Origin of the sequence: Porphyromonas endodontalis (genome assembly GCF_052173515.1) — a bacterium.
GTDB lineage: Bacteria > Bacteroidota > Bacteroidia > Bacteroidales > Porphyromonadaceae > Porphyromonas > Porphyromonas endodontalis_A.
Genome location: NZ_JBQMYL010000014.1, coordinates 25,783 through 42,900 on the forward strand (window position 1 = coordinate 25,783; position 17,118 = coordinate 42,900).

14 protein-coding genes are annotated in these 17,118 nt (G+C 50.4%); 9 read left to right on the forward strand and 5 right to left on the reverse strand.

Translation table 11 applies throughout. The features are described from left to right. Nucleotide 1: 1 nt before the first annotated feature. Complete coding sequence (gene ung / locus ACTTHR_RS07255; protein ID WP_442605692.1) at nucleotides 2–667, reverse strand: uracil-DNA glycosylase; 666 nt, start codon at nucleotides 665–667, stop codon at nucleotides 2–4. 113 nt (nucleotides 668–780) lie between these two features. After that, a complete protein-coding gene (locus ACTTHR_RS07260) occupies nucleotides 781–2,160 on the reverse strand; it encodes a trigger factor (RefSeq protein WP_442605693.1) in 1,380 nt (459 codons plus the stop codon). A 771-nt stretch (nucleotides 2,161–2,931) separates the two neighbouring features. On the opposite strand from ACTTHR_RS07260, the gene ACTTHR_RS07265 reads away from it, so the two are divergent. The 9 genes from ACTTHR_RS07265 to ACTTHR_RS07305 all read left to right on the forward strand — a co-directional run bounded on the left by ACTTHR_RS07265 (nucleotide 2,932) and on the right by ACTTHR_RS07305 (nucleotide 13,105). Continuing rightward, entirely contained in the window at nucleotides 2,932–3,945 is a 1,014-nt protein-coding gene (locus ACTTHR_RS07265) for an aspartate-semialdehyde dehydrogenase (protein WP_442605706.1), read from the forward strand. Between the two features lie 18 nt (nucleotides 3,946–3,963). Next, nucleotides 3,964–4,551, forward strand: coding sequence for a DUF5063 domain-containing protein (locus ACTTHR_RS07270; RefSeq protein WP_314812924.1), 588 nt, complete (start codon nucleotides 3,964–3,966; stop codon nucleotides 4,549–4,551). 10 nt (nucleotides 4,552–4,561) lie between these two features. After that, nucleotides 4,562–5,200, forward strand: a complete 639-nt coding sequence (locus tag ACTTHR_RS07275) for a 3'-5' exonuclease (protein WP_442605694.1) — start codon at nucleotides 4,562–4,564, stop codon at nucleotides 5,198–5,200. An 86-nt stretch (nucleotides 5,201–5,286) separates the two neighbouring features. Next, nucleotides 5,287–6,717 (forward strand): aspartate ammonia-lyase, encoded by a 1,431-nt coding sequence (locus tag ACTTHR_RS07280; protein WP_004333506.1) that lies wholly within the window; start codon nucleotides 5,287–5,289, stop codon nucleotides 6,715–6,717. Between the two features lie 190 nt (nucleotides 6,718–6,907). Further along, nucleotides 6,908–7,828, forward strand: a complete 921-nt coding sequence (locus ACTTHR_RS07285) for a hypothetical protein (protein WP_442605695.1) — start codon at nucleotides 6,908–6,910, stop codon at nucleotides 7,826–7,828. 11 nt (nucleotides 7,829–7,839) lie between these two features. After that, entirely contained in the window at nucleotides 7,840–8,784 is a 945-nt protein-coding gene (locus ACTTHR_RS07290) for a hypothetical protein (protein WP_304284947.1), read from the forward strand. A gap of 43 nt (nucleotides 8,785–8,827) precedes the next feature. Next, nucleotides 8,828–10,933 (forward strand): ligand-binding sensor domain-containing protein, encoded by a 2,106-nt coding sequence (locus ACTTHR_RS07295; protein ID WP_442605696.1) that lies wholly within the window; start codon nucleotides 8,828–8,830, stop codon nucleotides 10,931–10,933. A gap of 229 nt (nucleotides 10,934–11,162) precedes the next feature. Further along, complete coding sequence (locus ACTTHR_RS07300) at nucleotides 11,163–12,398, forward strand: uracil-xanthine permease family protein (protein WP_442605697.1); 1,236 nt, start codon at nucleotides 11,163–11,165, stop codon at nucleotides 12,396–12,398. After that, complete coding sequence (locus ACTTHR_RS07305; protein WP_442605698.1) at nucleotides 12,395–13,105, forward strand: nucleoside-specific channel-forming Tsx family protein; 711 nt, start codon at nucleotides 12,395–12,397, stop codon at nucleotides 13,103–13,105. Before ACTTHR_RS07300 ends, ACTTHR_RS07305 begins: the two co-directional genes overlap by 4 nt. A 294-nt stretch (nucleotides 13,106–13,399) precedes the next feature. Here ACTTHR_RS07305 and ACTTHR_RS07310 read toward each other — a convergent pair whose 3' ends face one another. The 3 genes from ACTTHR_RS07310 to folP are packed head-to-tail and all read right to left on the reverse strand — an operon-like array spanning nucleotide 13,400 to nucleotide 16,797. Further along, nucleotides 13,400–15,091, reverse strand: coding sequence for a S41 family peptidase (locus tag ACTTHR_RS07310; RefSeq protein WP_442605699.1), 1,692 nt, complete (start codon nucleotides 15,089–15,091; stop codon nucleotides 13,400–13,402). Between the two features lie 19 nt (nucleotides 15,092–15,110). Beyond that, nucleotides 15,111–15,890 (reverse strand): diadenylate cyclase CdaA, encoded by a 780-nt coding sequence (gene cdaA / locus ACTTHR_RS07315; RefSeq protein ID WP_004333631.1) that lies wholly within the window; start codon nucleotides 15,888–15,890, stop codon nucleotides 15,111–15,113. A gap of 49 nt (nucleotides 15,891–15,939) precedes the next feature. Then, nucleotides 15,940–16,797, reverse strand: a complete 858-nt coding sequence (gene folP / locus ACTTHR_RS07320) for a dihydropteroate synthase (protein WP_442605700.1) — start codon at nucleotides 16,795–16,797, stop codon at nucleotides 15,940–15,942. Nucleotides 16,798–17,118: the final 321 nt, after the last annotated feature.

Sequence of the window (17,118 nt, forward strand, 5' to 3'; positions counted from 1 at the left end):
TCTACCATTCAATGGGCTGTTGCCCACGACGGCGGAGATATTCGTTGGCTTTACTAAAATGGCGACAGCCTAAGAAGCCACGATGTGCCGAAAGCGGAGAGGGATGAGGAGCCTCTAGTACAAAGTGTTTCCCTTGGGGTATCATGGCGGCCTTACGCCGTGCAGAGCTACCCCAAAGCATGAAGACAAGCCCCTCGCGCTGCTTGGCAAGAGCCTCTATAGCGGCATCGGTAAAAGTCTCCCAGCCCCGCCCTTGATGCGAAGCAGCCTTGTGTGCCTCCACCGTGAGCGTGGCGTTGAGAAGCAATACCCCCTGCTCTACCCAGGGCATTAGGTGCCCTCCCTGTATGATGGAGGGATGCCCCAAGTCACTTGCAATCTCTTGCAGAATGTTGCGTAGACTAGGAGGCGGAGTAATCCCCTCGGGGACAGAAAAAGCCAGTCCCTCGGCTTGCCCGGGTTCATGGTAGGGATCCTGCCCCAATATCACAACGCGCACCCGATCGAAGGGGCAACAATCAAAGGCTCTAAAGATCTGTCCGGCGGGAGGATAGGCCGCACCTTGCCGATATTGCTTGCGCACAAAGTCGGTCAGAGCCTCAAAGTAAAACTTATCAAACTCAGGGGCGAGCACCTTTTTCCAGCCCTCTTCTATACGTACATTCATAGGGTTCTTCTATTTCTCCTGCTACTAAAAAAGAAGCAGCACCCCTCCCAGCCCAAGGGGAGAAGAGTGCTGCAACTATGGATGGGGAGAGCAGTCTCTCTCCTTAGTTTACCTTATGCTTCTTCGGCAGATTCTTCACTTGTGCCATGGAAGAGCTTCTCAAACTCTTCGGAAGTAACCTCTTTCTTTTCGAGAGTTACCTTGCTCTGAGCATCAAGAGCCACAAGGCGGATTGTTGCATTTAGCTCAGTCTCGGCACGCTTGTTTTCGTCTTCGAGGTGAGACTTTACAAGTGTTTCAAAAATAGAATCGGGGAGACCGCTATAACCATAAGCCGCCATTTGCTGACGAATCTCACCAAGAGCTTCTTGACGGATTATCTCATCTGTAACCTCTACGCCTTGTGCCTTTGCCATCTGGCGGAGAGCTGTTGTGAAGAAGACATAGTCTATGATGGACTGGAAGCTCTCCTCTGTAAGGTCTTCGTTATTCTTCTTCTGAATGTTAGCAACGAAGGGACGGAAAGTTTCCTTATCAAACTCGGGAGTGCCAATATTTGCCTTTACGTATTCAATCAACTTATTGGCAAATAGGTTGTTAGAACCGGAAGCATACTCCATCTCACGACGCTTTGCCAACTCAGCACGGTAGGCAGCTTCGTCTTTGATTGTTGTCTCTTCGCCAAAGGCCTTCTTATAGAGTTCTTCGCCGAGCTCAGCCTCTACAAAGTGATTAATCTTCTCTACTTCGAAGTTAAAGTCTCCCTTGTGATCTTCTACTTCTTCGGGTTTGATGCCCAAGAGATTGCTGGTGATAGCATCCGTCTCGCCATCTGCCTTGTAGGGATTGAAACGCACTACAGAGTGGAGAGCCACATCTTTGAACTTTGCCTTTTCGGCCTCATCCTTGAAGCTCTTGGGCAGAAGGAGACAATTTTCTTTACGAAGACCGTTTTCTTTGGGATTCCCCTCTTCGTCCAACTCTACGAGCAGACCATAGAGAGAGTCGTCCTCTCCCATTACCTCCGCTTGTTGCATGCTACCATAGGCTCTACGCATGTAGTTGTCTGCCTCATCGATATCTTTTTCTCCCACTTTTACGGTGTAATAGGGAAGTTTCACGTCCGAAGAGAGAGGTATATTGAAGTCGGGAGTAAGGGCAAGATGGAAAGAAAAAGTAAAGTCTGACCCCTTCTCAAGATCTTGATCATTGGGTTGAATCATGGGCTGACCGAGGAACTCCACATTATTTTCTCGGAGGGTTTCAAAGAGCTTGTCGCCCACCATTTTGTTGATTTCTTCGATCTTTACAGAAGCTCCGTACTTCTTTGTTACGATACCTTGGGGTACCATGCCCTTACGGAAACCGGGCATATCCATACGCTGACGGATGTTACGGAGTTGTTCTTTCACTGCCTTTTCGTAGTCGGCAGCTTCGATAGAGACGGTTACGATGCCTCTGCGAGGAGCTTCTGTGGTAAACGTACTGTTCATTTGTATCTCTTGTCTATTTCTATTTCACTTATATAATCTATGACCACGCAAAAGTAGCACAAATCCCGCTATCGGGCAAATCTTAGCCTAACCCCTCCCCAACGTATGCAGGAGGAAACGGGATTTTACTTGAGAGCAAAAACCTACAAAAATGGCGGACAACAATCCCTTCTCGGATAAAATGTTACGAAGAATCCGCTCAATTGGGGGCATTACGTCTACCCGAATCCAGCGGAAGAAGTTGCTACCTCCTTGGGCATAAAGCCGGGGACGATGGCACAGGTCTCACACTTGACGGCGTAGAGGAGCTTTGCACAGCGGATTGGTAGAAGGAACCCGAGTACACACTCTTTTTCACCTGAAAGGGAAGGAAGAAAAAATGGCTGCCTAGATTCTTACTTTTTCTTGGGCAGAAAGTACTTCCTCTTCTGCCCAGAACTTTTTTATTTTTCAGGTAGAAATGGAGTGCAATTCTGGGCAGGAACGGAAAATTTTTCACCCAGAGAAATTCGAGCCTCTCTCCCTTAGGGAAATTTACCCCTAGCTGAGAGGGGGGTTGCAACTCTTCTAGACAGCACCACGCCACAAGGGCAAGTCAAGGGGCACCACACGACGTAGCTCCCCACAGAAGCAGGCGAAAGGCGATGTTTATCCACCCAAAGTGACTACTTTTGTGGGAGACAACACCATACGGCGAGGGCTCTCTTCTCCGTGCAAGGGTGAGTGCGAATAGAATCAACGAGTTAGTCAGTAGTCTACAGAAATATGGGTATAAAAATAGCAATTGTAGGAGCCTCGGGAGCCGTAGGCGGCGAGTTTATGCGCCTTATTGAGCAGCGCAACTTCCCGGCAACAGAGATCCGTCTTTTTGGCTCCTCTCGCAGTGCAGGCAAAGAATACAAGGTGGCAGGGCAACTATGCAAGGTAGAAGAATTGCAAGACAACGATGCGTTCCGCGATGTGGATGTAGCCTTTGTCTCCGCAGGAGGAGACACCTCTCGTAAGTATGCCGAGGTAATTACGCGCCACGGAGCACTGATGATCGACAATTCGAGTGCCTTTCGGATGGCAGAGGATGTACCTCTCGTCGTGCCTGAGGTGAACCCGACCGACGCCCTCGTCACACCCAGAAATATCATTGCCAACCCCAATTGTTCTACGATACAAATGGTGGTGGCTCTACATGCCCTCAATAAGATAACCCCTCTGCGGCAGGTGCATGTGGCGACTTACCAAGCAGCCAGTGGAGCCGGCAACCTAGCTATGGAAGAGCTACGCCGGCAGGTACGAGACGAGGCAGAGAACAGACCCCTTGAGGTTAATAAGTTTGCCCATCAACTCCTGTACAACGTGATTCCCCATATTGATGTTTTTGCCGATGACGACTACACCAAAGAGGAGCTCAAAATGTACCATGAGACGCAAAAAATCCTCCATAGTTCAATAGCCGTGAGTGCAACCTGCGTGCGAGTTCCGGTGCTGAGAGCGCACAGCGAGGCGATATGGGTAGAGGGCGAACGCGCAATTACTCCCGAAGAGGCGCGTCGTGCTTTTGAGGCACAAGAGGGCATCGTTGTTGTGGACGATCCCAAACAACTCCGCTATCCGATGCCCCTTTTGGCCGCGGATCAAGACCCCGTGTATGTAGGGCGTATCCGACAAGATATTGCACACCCTGGGGGCATCACTTTCTGGTGCGTTGCCGACCAAATCCGCAAAGGGGCGGCTCTCAATGCCGTGCAAATTGCCGAATGGCTTATCGCCCATGGCAGGTTTGCCAAGTAACCCATTCCCCCACTTGTGATGAAACAATCTCAAACCGCACTCACGCCGGAGGTACTCGAATTTGCCACAGTAGCCGTCCCCTTTTGTACCCTCTTGCACGATGCCGCACAGATGGCTCCGGCAGAACTTACCGATAAGTTGCTGAGGATACTCCCCCTCCTCTACATCAAAACCCTGCCCCTGCTGCAATCGGGCGGAGACGATGCCGCTCTCTTCGACAAAGAGGAGGAGTATTTTCTCCCGGAGTACGTAAGCGAGACGGAGTACACCCTCGTAGAGCGAGGTTTGGAGCAGCAATTTGGGCGAGGCGACCTCTTCCTTGAGGCATTATCGCCCGAGATGCAGTATAGCGACCGCCCTCTTACGGCACGCCTCTCGGAGACGCTTACGGATATTTATCAACCTATCGGCAACTTTGTTGGGCTTCTTCGCGACGAAGTCTTCGACCTCATCCCTCTAGCTCTCTACGAGCTTTCTGAGCAATTTGGCACCTATTGGGGCGATCGCATCTTGGCTGCCCTACGTGCCCTGCATCACCTAAAGTTTACCGAGAGTCTTGAGCCTGACGAAGAGACCCCACTAGAGCCTACAACAGAGGATTTTTAACGAAAAGAAAATGGAATCCCTACAGGAGCATATTACAAAAGAGGAGATCGCCACCCTCTCTCATACCGCGTTTTTCCCGGGGCAAATACACCTCGTGGAGACAGCAGAAGAGGCAGAAGCGATCTTCGACCAGCTAGAACGGCAGCCCGTTGTGGGCTTTGACACCGAGTCTAAACCCTGTTTCACCCGAGGTGAAACCGCAGAAGTAGCTTTGATACAGATCTCTACGCTGGAGGATGCTTACCTTATCCGTGTAAATAAAACAGACTTTACACCCCGCCTCAAAGCCTTTCTTGCCAACCCCAATATCTTGAAAGTTGGGCTAAGTTTGCGCGACGACTACAAGGTAATGCGCCGCCGTGCAGAGGTGCAGCCTGAGGGGTTTATCGAGCTGCAGAGCCTATGCCCTGCCTATGGCATACGCGATGCCGGATTGCAGAATATCTACGCCATCATCTTTGGGGAGCGCATTAGCAAATCTCAGAGAGTGACCAATTGGGAAAGCCCTACCCTCTCCTTCAAACAGCAACTATACGCCGCCCTCGATGCCTATGCCTGCCTGCGTATTTACAACGCCCTGATGGAGCGTCCGATCCCACACCCCTCCCGTTTTGCCTTGCTTTATGTACCAGGAGGGGGCAAAAGCTAACTAAAATGGCTATCTTTGTCCTCAAACAAAAGGCGTACAAACAGAGAATTCTATAAATACAATACTATTAATAAGCGTACTCGAACATGAATCCCGACTCTAAATTCCGCCTAGAGAGCGACCTTTTGGGCGAACGCCAAATCCCCGCAGATAAGCTCTACGGAGTGCAGACACTGCGCGGCATCGAAAACTTTCAGATCAGTCGTTTCCGTCTAGATCAGTATCCCCTTTTTATCAATGGGCTAGCCTACACAAAGTGGGGGGCTGCTATTGCCAATCATGCCCACGGCTTGCTCACCGATGAGCAATACAACGCCATCGTAGCCACCTGCAAAGAAATCCTCGAAGGCAAGCACCACGATCAATTCCCTGTGGATATGATCCAAGGTGGTGCCGGCACTACCACCAATATGAATGCCAATGAGGTGATCTGCAACCGCGCCCTACAAATCATGGGGCACGAGGCCGGAGAATACAAATATCTACAGCCCAACGATCATGTCAATTGCAGCCAATCGACCAACGATGCTTACCCAACGGCTATCCACCTTGGGCTCTATGCAACGCACCTTGCTCTGCGTCCTCACCTCGAAGAACTGATCGCATCCCTGCGCAAAAAGAGTGCAGAGTTTGCCCATATCCTTAAGATGGGGCGTACCCAACTTGAGGATGCCGTGCCCATGTCTCTAGGACAAACATTCGGCGGTTTTGCCGCTATCCTAGAAGAAGAATTGGCATACCTCGATTTTGCGGCTAAGCAATTCCTCACTATCAATATGGGGGCAACGGCTATCGGTACAGGTATCTGCTCCGAACCGGGTTATGCAGAAGCTTGCATCAAGGCTACGGCAGATATCACAGGCTGGGACATCAAATTGACAGAAGACCTTGTAGGAGCAACGAGCGACACCTCGGTAATGATTGGTTACTCTAGTGCCCTCAAACGTATCGCTGTAAAACTCAACAAGATTGGCAACGACATCCGTCTTCTTGCTTCGGGTCCTCGCTGCGGTCTACACGAAATCAACGTACCCGCCATGCAGCCCGGCTCTTCGATCATGCCCGGTAAGGTTAACCCCGTGATCCCCGAAGTGCTCAGCCAGGTTTGCTACAAGGTGATCGGAAACGATCTCACCGTGACTATGGCCGGCGACGCTGCCCAAATGGAGCTTAACGCAATGGAGCCTGTGATGGCACAATGCTGCTTCGAAAGCTGCGACCTCCTCATGAACGGGATGGATACCTTCCGCACGCTTTGCGTCGATGGCATCACTGCCAACGAAGATGTTTGTCGCGATTACATCCGCAACAGCATCGGCATTGTAACGGCTCTTAACCCTGTAATTGGGTATAAGAACTCGACCAAGATTGCCAAGGAAGCTATGGAGACAGGACGTGGCGTTTACGACCTCGTACTTGAGCATGGCATCCTATCAAAGGAAGACCTTGACACCATCTTGAGTCCCGAAAATATGATCAAACCCGTAAATCTTCAGCACATCAAACCGCTGAAGTAATACCCAAAGGCACTTGAAGAGGGGCGGAGCGTTTCGAATGCTCAACGCCTCTCTTCATGGCTTTTTAGACGACTGCTCAAGTCCCTCAGCCCCCACCTTTCACCACACACTCCGCTCGCAGAGTTGCAGAACAGAAGAGCAGGGACTTTGCCTTATCTAGCCAACTATCCTCCTCCAAACAACGACATCCATGAAAACGAAAACACTTCTATTTATCCTGTTATTCGTTTCATTCTCACTCCTCTCTTGCGGTAAAAAAGGCTCATCACAGCAAGAAAAAGACACAAATGAGACGACAAAGTCAGACACCATCAAGCTCTCCTACCCTAGTGTAGACGGCGATATTCCTTACGAAGTATTCCTAGAGGATGGGAGAGTTTCCCTACACCTACTCCTAGGACTGCGCCAAGAGCTTAGTCTCGGGAGCTCGCTATACCTCCCCGAAGACGTGGCAAATCCCGAAGGCAAAGACCTGTTCGAAGTAACCCGCCTTGCAGGCTCCTGCATCAATATCTTTGTTGGCGACATCGGTCAAGACACAAACCCTATGCTCTGTATGCTGCTAAGCGACGGACGAGTACAGCTGCTCAATATCTTCCAAGCGGTGCTGTACAAAGATTTTAATGCCAGTGCTCCGATCAAAGAGCTCCGGGATATAAAGAGCTTTGAGTCTAAAGTGGTAGACAATACCTACGTAACCGTTTTTGCCAAAGACGCTTCGGGCAAAGAGTTTGAGATCCTCCCCTTTATGGTAAAGCACGAATTGCGCTACCCCATACTAAACGAAGTGGGCAATCCTCCTCTCGTAATCGTGCTCACCTCGGACTACAAAATCCAAATCCTGATGGATCGTTATGAAGGCACTTGGGGACAGGTCTATCGAGGCACTTTCGAGGGCCCCGATTGGCTTGATGAGGGACAAAAAGGCAATTACACCTTCAATCTATTTCATCGCGAACGTGAAGATGGGCAAGAGGCAAAGGCATTTGATATCAAGGAAACGGGCAACTTCACCCTCTCCCGTAAGGAAGGGATGGGCAGTCCTGTTGAGCTAACCTCTTCCAAAATTGCAGAAATGTGCGACGTAGACGCAACACAGACATATAAATAAAAACAGAAACTATGAAATTCGTAAACAGTATTGTAATCACAGCCCTTTTGGGACTTTTTATCCTACCCGCCTGCGGTAGCAACCACTCAGATAAGCAAAAAGACTCTGCCAATATAGAGCAATCCTCTACTTCTGGCAAGGAGGAAGTCCAAGAGTGCCCCTTGGGTCTTATGCTCATTGAGGAGGAAATTTCTTTTGAAGCCATCCTAAGAGACGGCAAGGCTTGGCTGCGCTTCCCCAAATCCCTCCGAGAGAAGATCTGGGAGTTCTATCCTATCCAAGACATTCCCCTCGCACCTTTTTTCTACGCTGCCAACGACGAGTACGAAGTCTCGGGGCTTACAGATGAGTGCTCTAAGATTGTGTTTATCAATAAAGGTCAGCACTGGGATAACCCAATGCTCTACTTCATCCAAAAAGATGGCACGGTAAAGGTGCTTTCGTTCTTGCGTGCTATTTGGTTCAACGACTTCGAGGCTCTCCGGCACCCAGCCCCCAAAGGCGAGGTTGTAGATGTGATAAGTCGCGACGAAGAGGAGAGCAATTATCGCTCCGCTTTTGCCATCCTGAAGGATGGAACAGAGGTAGAACTAGACTCTTCTTACTTTATAACAACTCTTTCCGAAGACGGGAAAAACTCTGATGGATCGCCCAAAAGCGCGCTTGTAGGCACGGACGACTTCCGCATTTTCTTCATAACAAAAAGCAAAAATGGGTTGTGGCAAGAGGCTCTTGCAGGTAGCTTCGTTGCTGATACTGAGAGCCAAGAAGCCGAAGATGTGCTAAACTATCACTTCACACAGCGCAAGACCTACAGCTCCGATGCTATAAAGGATGCTCCAATTGACATGCGTGGCACCATGCTAGGTAAGTGGAATGATGTGATTTATACCGCTACCTCTAAAGGTAATACACCTCCCTTTGAGCGCCCCATCCGCTATCGCATGGAGCTCTAAACACAAAACTCTTGAGCAATAATTCAACCATAATAGCTATTTGATGAAACGACTTTTTCTGATCACCGCTGCCCTCGTGGCAAGCCTTTTTACACTACAAGCCCAAACGTGGGTACGCTTCGGTACTGACAACACCTCTTCAGGGCTCCCTAGCGATGAGGTCTACGATTTGGAGTTCGACGGCCAAGGCACCCTATGGGCTGCCACCAACAAGGGGGTTGCTCTCCTCAAGGGAGGAGTTTGGACAATGCTCCAAGGAATGGGTTCTCTAGAGGGAAAGGCTGTAAACCAACTCTTCCTAGACAAGAATAAAAATATGTGGCTTGCCGCCAACGAAGAGGGGCTTGCCATACGTTCACCACAGGGAGAATGGACCTTCTATACCACGGAGAGCGGTGACCTAGAGGGAGGCTTCACTCAAGATATTCTAGAGGACGGAAAGGGCGGCTATTGGGTAGCCGATGGAGCTACGCTCACCTACATCAAGGGAGCAGAGCGCACCCATTATCACCCCGCCTCCAACCCTTTTACCACCTTCACTACGCTTGCAACAGGTAAGGATGGTAAGGTGTGGGCAGGCTGCGAGAGCGGTGTTTACTACTTCGAAGGCACGGAGTGGAAACTGCTAGAGGAGTCTAATACGTTTGGATCTATCCAAGATATTACGACTCGCGAAGGGGAAGTTTGGATTGCTTCGCAGAACGGACTGCAACACTTCGATGGCACAAGATGGAGCACCCAAACGACCGAAAATGGGCTACCCGACAACTTCCTTACCACTGTGATGTTTGATACAAAAGGAAGACTTTGGGTAGGCACCGATGGCTTTGGAGTATGCCACCAAGAAGGTGGAAAATGGCTACTCATTGGAGAGAACGAAGGCCTGCACGCCAAAGATATCTTCGATATAACGTTTTCTTCCGAGGGCAAGGCTTATCTTGCAACCCACAAGACTGGGGTGGCTTACCAGACAGAAAACAATACATGGGCTCTCTACTCGGGCGATGGACTTGTGGGCAATGTCTGCAAAGACATACTGCTCTCCAATGGAGGGAGCTTCTGGGTGGCAACGACTTCGGGCATAAGTCACTACGATGCTGCCGATAAGAAGTGGAAAAGCTTTACCCAAGCGAATGGAGGACTGATTGGCTTGAATGCTCGTCGCCTCTCTCTTGATGCCAAGGGACAACTCTGGGCTGCCTTCTACGATGGGGGTGTCTCTGTTTACAACCCAACTATGGAGATGTGGACCAACCACGGCGTAGGAGAAGGCAAACTACCGGTAGGTACCGTTACCGATGTATGGGTAGATGCCGAAGGGGTGGCATGGGTCACCACCTTCTCCGGAGGGCTTGCCAAATATGCAAACAACAAGTGGGAAACGATAAAGCAGGAGCAAGGATTGCCTACCAACTCACTCTTGGGTATCACTCCGGGGGCCGACGGATCACTTTGGCTCTCCTCTGTAGCTGGCGCCATTCAGTACAAAGGGGGTAAGTTCACCTCACTCACAAAGAGTGCACATAAGCTCCCCGACGATAACGTTCGCAACATTCTTTTCGCCCCCGATGGCTCGATGTATATCTGCACGAATACAGGGTTACAGGTGCGCAACCTAACTACTAACGAATATACCAACTACGGAGCCTCCAATGGTTTTATCTCTAGCTATGTCAATCATGTTGCCATTGATGCAAAAGGCAATCGCTGGATCTCTTGCTGGACAGAAGGGTTTTATTTGATGACCAAAGAGGGAGTCTTTTACAAAATTGGAGCTACAGAAGGATTTACTCCCACAGATGTATATATGGCTCGTTTTAATGAGAAAGGCGAACTCTATGTCTGCACCAATGATGGTATTTTCATCCTCAAAGATTCGGACTCTTTGGTGCAAAAGCTGACCTCTACGGAGCCTGCCCTCTCCTCTCGTTCGCTTATTGTTGCGCCCAATCCTGCCTCGAGCTATACCGAGTTGCAAGGTGCCAAAGCCCATGCAGAAGTGCGCTTAACAACACTCGATGGAGTACTATTGCGTAAGATACAGTGCGATGCTCAGGGCGCTCTACGCATTGGATTAGAGGGAATAACCCCGGGCACTTACTTCCTCGTCGTGGGGTCTAAAGCCTATCGCCTACTCGTAAGCGAATAAATTTAACCGCTTTAGAAATCAACTCCTAAAGGGTGAGGGTGGATCCATTCTGCTCTCACCCTTTTTGTTTCAGGCGGGAAAATTTCTCGTCCTCTCGTTGTATAAACACCGCTTTCCTCTCCTATCATCTTGCGTGCCAAAGAGAGAATAACCTGCACACGGCAGAAGATATTGCGCTGGATTCTGCTACCTTTGTGGGCAGAATAGCTTTGTCAAAATAAAATAAGAGATGAACCAATCAAACGACTTAACCCCTATCAGAAAGGGTATTGTAGGTGTGCAATATCTTTTCGTAGCCTTTGGGGCGACGGTATTAGTCCCCTTATTGGTGGGGCTAGATCCCTCTACAGCCCTATTTTCGGCAGGTATCGGCACGCTGCTTTTTCACCTTGTAACAAAAGGTAAAGTCCCCATCTTCTTGGGGAGTAGTTTTGCCTTTATTGCCCCTATTGTCAAGGCAACGGAGTTATACGGATTGGAGGGAGCTCTCTTTGGTTTGATAGGTGTATCGGCCGTCTACTTTGTGATGGCAGCATTGGTTCGCTGGCAGGGCACTAAGCTACTCAATAGGCTTTTCCCGCCCATCGTAATAGGCCCAGTAATCATGCTCATTGGGCTATCGCTCTCCCCGAGTGCCGTTAATATGGCATCGACCAATTGGTGGCTGGCTGCAGCATCGCTCGCGACGGCCATCATCGTAACGCTCTACACCCGCGGTCTTATCAAACTCATCCCCATCTTTTGTGGCATTGTCGTGGGGTATGTCTTAGCTCTCATATTCTTCCCCAGTGAGGTCGATCTCACTAAAGTAGCAGAGGCAGATTGGTTCGCTCTTCCCAAGCTAATCTTCCCCTCCAAGATCTCTTGGGAGCCCATTCTCTTCATGATTCCGGTAGCTATTGCGCCGGTTATTGAGCACATCGGAGACGTGTACGTGGTTAATAGTGTTACGGGGAAAAACTTTGTCAAAGACCCGGGGCTACACCGCACCATGCTCGGGGATGGACTTGCCTGCCTTGTGGCAAGCGTCATCGGGGCACCTCCCGTTACCACCTATAGCGAGGTGACGGGGGCTATGTCTCTAACCAAGGTGAGCAACCCTTCGGTCTTCCGCATTGCTGCGATTACGGGTATTGTCTTTTCTCTCGTGGGTAAGGTCAGCGCACTTCTTAGCAGCATCCCACAAGCCGTACTAGGCGGCATTATGCTACTTCTCTTCGGAACCATTGCCGGAGCCGGCATCTCCAACCTCCTCAACAGTAAGGTAGACTTCGGTTCGTCTCGCAATATTGTCATCATTTCTGTGACGCTTACAACGGGGATTGGGGGTGCCATCATGCAATTTGGCAACTTCTCTCTAGCAGGGATTGGGCTCTCGGCCCTCATTGCGGTTGTCCTCAACCTGATCCTACCCGAACCCAAGAAATCAAACGAAACAACAAAAACGGAAAATAATAAGGAATGAAAAAGCTACTTCTCTTTATGGCAACGATGGTTGCCTTTTGTGCCGTACCTCGTCTTGCCAAGGCGCAAAACGTTCAAATGCATTACGATTTCGGTCGCCATATTTACAGCAAGGAGGCTCCTGCTCGTCCTCGTCTCACCACCACGGTAGAGATGTTTCGCCCCGACAAGTGGGGTAACACCTTCTTCTTCATCGATATGGATTACGGTGGGAGTGGCATACGCGGTGCTTATTGGGAGATTGCTCGTGAATTTAAGTTCTGGGAAGCCCCCTTTGCTATCCACGCTGAGTACAACGGCGGACTAACCAACAAATTTTCGTTCCACAGTGCCTTCCTCCTCGGGGGTACGTACGCACTCAATGCTCCCGACTTCTCGTATGGATTTACAGTTACCCCTATGTATAAGTACATCCGCGGCAACAAGAGTCCCCATTCGGCACAGCTAACAGGAACGTGGTACTACCATTTTGCAGAGGGACTCTGCTCCTTCAACGGTTTTATCGACCTCTGGTATGATGGGGACAGCAAGGCAAAAACGCCCGTTATATTCCTATCTGAACCCCAATTCTGGCTCAACCTAAACAAGATCGAAGGCGTGGACGACGACTTCCGTCTGAGCGTAGGTACAGAATGGGAGTTGAGCTACAATTTTGCAGGAAATCGCTTCTTCGTAATGCCGACCCTAGGTCTTAAGTGGACCTTCTAAGCGATCGGGATTCTTCGCATTTCCCCCTCTTTTTGCCTTTCTACTCCCCGTACATCGGAGCGCGAAGGTGCAGAAAGAGGGGTTTCTTTTGCCCATACTCCATTTTGCCCATCCCCTAGGAGGAATTGGGACCTCAGGAGAGAACACTCTAAACATTGGGTGAAAAAATTTCCGATTTAGGGTAGAAATGCCTTGTGGTTTTGGGTGGAAAATAAAAAAGAATAGCCCAAAACTTGCTATCGTTTTAGGCTATTTTCTGATGAAAAATTAGGGAAGAAAAAGTGTCCCCTTACTCTACTTCACTTTTCTCTTTGCGGGAGAGGTTCCCTTTGGAGGAGCCAAGAGACCCTTGTAACGAGAGGGATTAGCCAATACCTCACAAGCTGCTTTCACCTGCTTATCTCCGGGCATAATGAATCCGAAGTAGCCCTTTCTGTGGTAACGACGCAGCATGATCTGCGACTCAATGTACTCCTTAATATCTCGCTTAAATCGCGTACCATCCCTTTTGATATCCGGCTCCAATACTTTGCGCAACGCCTCCATCTCCTTAGCGGCATTCTCGGGCACCTGCTCGTAGTTTATCAGCTCCTGCATCTGATCGAGATACTTAAGGCTCCGGGGTTGATAGGTAAATCCGTGAGTCGAGAGATAGGTGATAAAATCGTTGTACTCGGCATCCGTTAGATGGAACTGCTCAGGCGAAGCGAGGTTTTTATGGGTTGCTTCGTAGCGCGTTATGTAGTCGAATACAAGGGTATCTACACTCATGTAGGCAAGCATACTCGCCATAGTATCTGCCTCCACCTTGAGGTCGGGCATAATCCCTCCGGCATCGTATACAGTACGTCCGCCAAGGGTAGAAAAAGCGGCTCCTAGGCTATCTTCTTCAGCAATCTGAGCGCGGTCTCCCAGGTGATTGTAGGCAATCTTCTGGATGCACCGCCCACTAGGGATATAGTAGCGAGCCGTAGTAAGTTTTAGCAGCCCCTCACCCGGGGTTTGTATCGTACTCTGCACAAGCCCCTTTCCGTAGCTTTTCTCGCCAATGATAACGGCTCTATCGCGGTCTTGCAGCGCACCGGCCACAATCTCAGAAGAGGACGCACTCTCCTCATTGATAAGCACAACAAGAGGGAGATCTAAGGCAATGGGCGCAGATGTGGTGCGGTAGCTATTGTTGCTCGAGGCGTCACGCCCCTTCACACTTAATACCTCCGTATCATGGGGAACAAAGAGACTTACGATCTCTATGGCGGACTGCATCACGCCCCCTCCGTTGCTTCGCAGGTCAATTATAAGGCCTTTGAGGGGAGAAGTCGCCGTAAGAGAGGAGAGTGCCTCGCGGAGATCCTTGCCCGAGTCTTGAGTAAACTGAGAGAGCCTAATGATACCAATATCGCCTGCCAATCGCCCTGCATAAGCAACCGAATTGAGCGAAATCTTTTTTCGCATAAAGCGGAACTCTCGGGGAGCCGGCTCTCCGGCACGTTGCACCACGAGGTGAATCTCCGTACCCTCCTTGCCCCTTAGCGCATTGCTAACTTCGGGCGTAGTGGAGCGAGCGTAGCTCTTCCCATCAATCCTGAGTATACGGTCTCCGGGTTTGAGCCCTGCCCTCTCGGCCGGTTGCCCCTCGAAGGGTTCGTTTATGATCACCGTGCTATCGGGGCGTTGACTGATGATGGCTCCGATACCGGCATAGACACCGGTAGTGGCCTCACGAAAGGCCTGAGCATCCTTCGGAGTCATGTACTCGGTGTAGGGGTCAAGGCGCGACAGCATCGCATTCATCCCTAGAGCATGGATGGTTGGTAGGTCTATTGTATCCACAAAATATCGCTGCACACTCGAGAGGATAGTACCCGTTGTTTGTAGGGCATCGAAGTAGATTTGCTTGTCGTTTCGAGACTGGGCATAACTAGAGAGTCCCCCCTCGGCAAAAAGACAAAAGGCGAGAAAGGGGAGGAGAATAAGTCGTTTCATAGACATATTTCGAAGGAGATTAGAAGTTTTCTTCAAGAGCTAGACGAAGCTCTTCTGTGGTTATATCTTGGTGTATCTCTCCGCGATAGGCATAGGATATTTTGCCACGCTCTTCGCTTACGATAATCACCATGGCATCGGTTTCTTGGGAGAGTCCGAGAGCGGATCGGTGACGCAAGCCCAAGTCTTTATTCAGGTCGTCCACCCCCGATACGGGCAAGATACATCCTGCAGCACGGATACTGCCTTCGGCTATTATCACCGCTCCATCGTGCAGGGGGCTGTTTTTGAAAAAGATATTTTCGAGCAGTCGGGCATTGACCTCGGCGCGAAACATTTCGCCCGTATGGATGTAATTGGAGAGATCCATGGCGTGCTGAATGGCAATGAGGGCTCCTGTTTTCTTTTTGGCAAGGTTAAGGCACGCCAGAACCACCGGAGCAATATATTTTTTCTCCTCCACCTCAGCCGCGCGCGCCTCCTTATTGAACCAACGGCGTACGGCACGCCACCGGCGAGTAGAGCCCATCCCCACAAGGAACTTTCGGATCTCGTCTTGGAAAATGATGATGAGCGTCAAGGCTCCTACACTCACAATTTTATCGAGGATGGCCCCCATGAGGCGCATCTCCAGTATCTGAGAAACCAACACCCAAATGGCCACAAAAGTAAAGAGACCCACAAAGATCGCTTTGGAGCCGGAGCTTTTGAGGATGCGATAGGTGTAGTACAAAAAGACGGCAACAAGCAGCACGTCTATGGCGTCTTTGAAGGAGAAGGTGAGCCAGAGTAGAGGCATGGGCATTGTCTTTAGGAGGGGGATTATCTCTAGGGCGAGGCTAAGCGAATTATAAATTGAGGTAGGGACGCATCCGCTCTACAAGGCGAATCGCCTCCACAGCAGCGCGCACATCATGCACGCGTAGGATATCTGCCCCCCCTTGCAGTAGGGCTATGGTATGAAGTACAGTAGTGCCGTTGAGAGCCTCCGCAGCGGAGGATTCGAGTAACTGCCAGACCATGCGCTTACGAGAGACGCCTATAAGGATGGGCAGTTGCAGGGGCGCAAGGGCTTCTGCACAGCGTGCCAAAAGGCGGTAATTATCATCGGGGGATTTAGAGAAGCCGAAGCCGGGATCGAGGATAATATCCTTGGCTCCGAGTTGCCTGAGAGTGTCTACCTTGCGCACGAAGTAGTCGAGGACGGCCGTCTCCACATCGGGGAGGTAAGTCGCCTCGTGGTGCATCCCCGCAACACGCCCCTCTAGATGCATCAGGATATAGGGCACACCCAAACGAGCTACCGTAGAAAACATCTTGTCGTCTTCGCACCCTCCGGCAATATCGTTAATGAGGTTGGCTCCGTATTCCTCCACAGCCATGGCAGCTACATCGGCACGAAAGGTATCGACCGATAGGGGAATGTCGCTATACTCATCACGCCAGAGCTTGAGGGCAGGACGCAGCCTATCCATCTCTTCCTGACTACTCGGCATCGTGCATCCCGGGCGTGTGGAGCAGCCGCCTAGATCAATCATCGTACCCCCTTCGCGCGCAATCTCCTCAAAGCGAGCGCGCAGAGCGTCCTCTCCCGAGACGCGGCTCCCCGAATAGAAGGAGTCGGGAGTTACATTAACAATACCCATTACTTGGGGCTGAGCGAGGGAGAATAATCGTCCCCCGAGGTTAAGGGTAGTCTGCTTCATTGGCTGTTACCTCCGGCAAAGAGGGTTGTATTCTTTATCCGAACCCAAAGGTAACAACTTTTTTGGGGAGGGGCGCGGAGGGGACAACCCCTCGATCATGCTAACAACCTGTATCTAAACAAATTAATACACATCCGCTCAAGTTCAAATTTTCGTGGGCACGAAAATGTTTTTCCCTCCGCGCGCAAATTTGAATGAGAGCCCCCACAAAATTCTTTCCTTCCTGTCGAACTTATCACACGAGGGGTGGAAAAGAAAAAACGCCCCGTATCCCGACGGCCGAAGCCGAAGGGAGCAGGGGCAAGAAGGGGACAGGGCTCG

What these genes read in the sequence shown, in the direction of transcription:
- ung (WP_442605692.1), bottom strand. Translation starts at nt 667, where the DNA reads ATGAATGTACGTATAGAAGAGGGCTGGAAAAAGGTGCTCGCCCCTGAG.
- ACTTHR_RS07260 (WP_442605693.1), bottom strand. Translation starts at nt 2,160, where the DNA reads ATGAACAGTACGTTTACCACAGAAGCTCCTCGCAGAGGCATCGTAACC.
- ACTTHR_RS07270 (WP_314812924.1), top strand. Translation starts at nt 3,964, where the DNA reads ATGAAACAATCTCAAACCGCACTCACGCCGGAGGTACTCGAATTTGCC.
- ACTTHR_RS07275 (WP_442605694.1), top strand. Translation starts at nt 4,562, where the DNA reads ATGGAATCCCTACAGGAGCATATTACAAAAGAGGAGATCGCCACCCTC.
- ACTTHR_RS07280 (WP_004333506.1), top strand. Translation starts at nt 5,287, where the DNA reads ATGAATCCCGACTCTAAATTCCGCCTAGAGAGCGACCTTTTGGGCGAA.
- ACTTHR_RS07285 (WP_442605695.1), top strand. Translation starts at nt 6,908, where the DNA reads ATGAAAACGAAAACACTTCTATTTATCCTGTTATTCGTTTCATTCTCA.
- ACTTHR_RS07290 (WP_304284947.1), top strand. Translation starts at nt 7,840, where the DNA reads ATGAAATTCGTAAACAGTATTGTAATCACAGCCCTTTTGGGACTTTTT.
- ACTTHR_RS07295 (WP_442605696.1), top strand. Translation starts at nt 8,828, where the DNA reads ATGAAACGACTTTTTCTGATCACCGCTGCCCTCGTGGCAAGCCTTTTT.
- ACTTHR_RS07300 (WP_442605697.1), top strand. Translation starts at nt 11,163, where the DNA reads ATGAACCAATCAAACGACTTAACCCCTATCAGAAAGGGTATTGTAGGT.
- ACTTHR_RS07305 (WP_442605698.1), top strand. Translation starts at nt 12,395, where the DNA reads ATGAAAAAGCTACTTCTCTTTATGGCAACGATGGTTGCCTTTTGTGCC.
- ACTTHR_RS07310 (WP_442605699.1), bottom strand. Translation starts at nt 15,091, where the DNA reads ATGAAACGACTTATTCTCCTCCCCTTTCTCGCCTTTTGTCTTTTTGCC.
- cdaA (WP_004333631.1), bottom strand. Translation starts at nt 15,890, where the DNA reads ATGCCTCTACTCTGGCTCACCTTCTCCTTCAAAGACGCCATAGACGTG.
- folP (WP_442605700.1), bottom strand. Translation starts at nt 16,797, where the DNA reads ATGAAGCAGACTACCCTTAACCTCGGGGGACGATTATTCTCCCTCGCT.